At 44.7% G+C, this 2,981-nt stretch carries 2 protein-coding genes; one reads left to right on the forward strand and one right to left on the reverse strand.

Features of this window, described 5'->3' with window-relative positions:
* Positions 1-183: 183 nt before the first annotated feature.
* Entirely contained in the window at positions 184-1,377 is a 1,194-nt protein-coding gene (locus ACLFWI_RS28945; protein WP_446415804.1) for a DNA double-strand break repair nuclease NurA, read from the reverse strand.
* 429 nt (positions 1,378-1,806) lie between these two features.
* Between ACLFWI_RS28945 and ACLFWI_RS28950 the strand changes: the two genes are divergently transcribed.
* The gene (locus tag ACLFWI_RS28950) at positions 1,807-2,880 is read left to right on the forward strand and encodes a radical SAM/SPASM domain-containing protein (protein WP_446415805.1); all 1,074 of its coding nucleotides are present in this window, start codon (positions 1,807-1,809) and stop codon (positions 2,878-2,880) included.
* The last annotated feature ends 101 nt before the right edge of the window (positions 2,881-2,981 follow it).

Consider the following 2,981-nt stretch of genomic DNA (forward strand, 5'->3'; position numbering starts at 1 on the left):
ATTTGTCATTGGTCATTTGTCATTGGTCATTTGTAGAATTATTCTTGCTCTTAACACTTGATCGGGGCGGGTTTAATTGCATCTGGGTGAGACAAGAAACTTTAATAGTGAAACCCGCCCCTACACAGGCGCCAGGTTTCCTTGAGCGAAGCGAAGGGTCAAAAATATTCTCCCCCTCCCTTTTTAAGAAATACTGCCACGCTTGCGGGCTTCTTTGTAGGATGTTCCCACATTTCGTAACCCAGCGCGAATCATTTGCTGTTCTAATAGGGTAAAAAAGCGGGCGCGATCACCTCCTCGAACCACAGCCTGATTATGGGCTTCTGCTATAGCAATGGGATAGCCATAGCCTTTGTAAACCTGTGCCAGCATTAAACTTAGGGCTTGATTGAATAACATAGTATCCTCTGCTACCCATTCTGGAACCTCGACGCGGGCAATTTCTGTACCAACGTGAACATAGCAGAAGTAAATCCGGTGATGATCGTATAGATCTAAAATTCGCACCGAACTGCGAAATAAAGGACTACGTTGTCCGGGTTGCAGTAAACTCGACCAGAGCATCGTATCACGTAAGGGTTCAACAACCTGACAAGGCAATTTATCGGTAACAGAGGCGCAATGGTTGATACAGTTGGGGGTGTCATAAGCACAGGCTTGTAAGCGAAGAAAATGCAGGGCTTCGTTGCTGCGAGACGCACTCAAATAGCCCATCAGCGGTACATTCACCGATCGCAACTGATCCCAAGCGGCTAGAATCGGGGGAAGGATGCGATCGCGGGCTTCTGTGGGTAATGACTCCAGAAACCAGTAAATCAGTGATCCATCCACCATCGCCAGATTGGGAATATCAAAGTGAGAACCGGGCGGATTGACCCAACGACACGCCATGTCTGCCAATATCGACACCTCCGACACAGTGCGACGATACCCCATCCACTCTTCGGTACGAATCCCCCATTGGCGAGATATATATAAATCTTCGGGTCGGTAAAAAACTTCGGGTAGGCTATCCAACAGCGGGTGTAAACTCTGCCCATAGTGCAGCATCACCCGACCCACGTTAATTAAATAACAATAGGCGATTTCGTGATGGGAGGGGGACATTTGAGACCCATCGGTGGCGAAAATCGTGTGGCTGGCGGGAGGGGAGTCCAGATCCAGGCGAGTATCTAGGGGTTCAACCGGAACAGCCGCAGTGAAGATTATGCGATCGCGCCATTGCTGGTGGGATTGAATCAACTCCTCTTGTCGGGTTTTCGTCTCCCGCAGCAGCTTTTGCGCCAGTTCCCAGCGTTGGCGACTTGCCAGCGCCTCCCCTTTCAGATGCTGGCTAATTCCAGGGATTTGTTTCGCGAGTTTCGTGAGATCGAGCATTTAATTATAGTACCCGATGCCGGATAAGTATCATTACTTTATCTTTTTTAACGATTTACGTAATAATAATTAGAACTATTGCATAAACCAGGCAAATCATGACTTTTTTGTAAAACACTGTAATCAATTTTACAGTTTGTGACTTCCTTCCTGCATAGATTGTAATATTTAAGCTCTAAATATTAAGTTAAATAAAATAAGCTTGAATTTATAGCGGTAGACGTTTTAAAGTCAAGTCAATCCAACTGGCATTCATGAGAGTATTGTGTAACCCAGATGGAAAAAGCTGGATAACTGCGACTTAATTTAGCCCGAAGTTGTGTAGCGAATACTTTGAAACCTGTTTCCCATGAATGAGATTTAAAGAAAAAGTAAATTGGATGCTGTTGGCATAAAGCTTGTTAATCAATAATACTGACGAGGTGCATTATGGATGTTGTAACTCTTGCCAAACTTGGTGTAAAACATGCTGAGAATGCCGTAGCCGAATCCCTGCGAATTCAAACCGGATTAGATTGGACAAAGCCGGTTACATTTTACGGGATTATCAATGAACGTTGTAATGCGAAATGTCGCCAGTGTGAGTATTGGCGACTTCCTCAAAACAAAGAGGAAATGACGATTGAGGAGTGGAAACGCACCCTCCTCAGCATAAAAGACTTTGTCGGTGAGTATTCCATAAACTTTAGTGGTGGTGAACCTTATATCAAAAAAGGGTTTCTCGACTTACTAGCATTCGCCAATAGCAATGGTATCCACTGCGGTGTAACCACAAATGGTTCGTGCATGACCCAGGAAAACGCTGCCAAAACTGTAGCAGCGCGTCCCTTTAATGTAAATATGTCGGTGGATGCTCCCAATGCGGAACTCCATGATTACCTACGTGGTTATCCCGGTTTATTTGCTAAGCTTTCTAACGGCATTAAGTATCTACGCCAAGAACAGGAAAAACAAGGCATAAGTTTTCCAATTATTGTCAAACCGACACTTAATCGCCTCAATTTCCGCTTAATGCCCGAACTGGTAGAATGGGCGCAACAAATTGGTGCTACTGCTGTTAACTTCCAACCCGTTAATCTTTGGACACCAGAAACCTATAATGAATTGTGGCTCAAAGCCGAAGACTATGACAACTTTGCCCAGGTAATTGAGCGCCTGATTGAAATGAAGCAAAAGGGTGCGCCCATTATGACGGGTGATGATGTTCTGCGACTTTTCTTACCTCACTTCCGTGAAGACAAAGCACCTGAATCCGTTCGTCCCTGTCGAGTCGGACTTCGCAATTTCTGGATTGAAACAGATGGGAATGTGAAACTCTGTAATGATTATCCAGTCATTGGTAATGTGAAGTACCAGAGTGCGAAAGAAATTTGGTATGGGGAAAAAGCCAAAGAGATTCGCCAGCAGACATTAGATTGTGGTCAACTTTGTTTAATTACCTGCGTGTCGCAAAAAACGCTTAAGGATAAGGTTCTGATGGGAATGAAGCTAATGCGGAATTGATCCAAAATTACGATTATCCCTCGCCTGGAGAACAGAACTGGACTATGTTCTCAGGTCGAGGGATTTTTATCTCATTTGGGCTTAGCTATTTGTGATGATGG

This window comes from Coleofasciculus sp. (assembly GCF_046539235.1).
Classification (GTDB): domain Bacteria; phylum Cyanobacteriota; class Cyanobacteriia; order Cyanobacteriales; family Coleofasciculaceae; genus Coleofasciculus.

Bases quoted from the DNA above. Each gene is read 5' to 3' on its own strand.
- ACLFWI_RS28945 (WP_446415804.1), bottom strand. From the start codon at position 1,377: ATGCTCGATCTCACGAAACTCGCGAAACAAATCCCTGGAATTAGCCAG.
- ACLFWI_RS28950 (WP_446415805.1), top strand. From the start codon at position 1,807: ATGGATGTTGTAACTCTTGCCAAACTTGGTGTAAAACATGCTGAGAAT.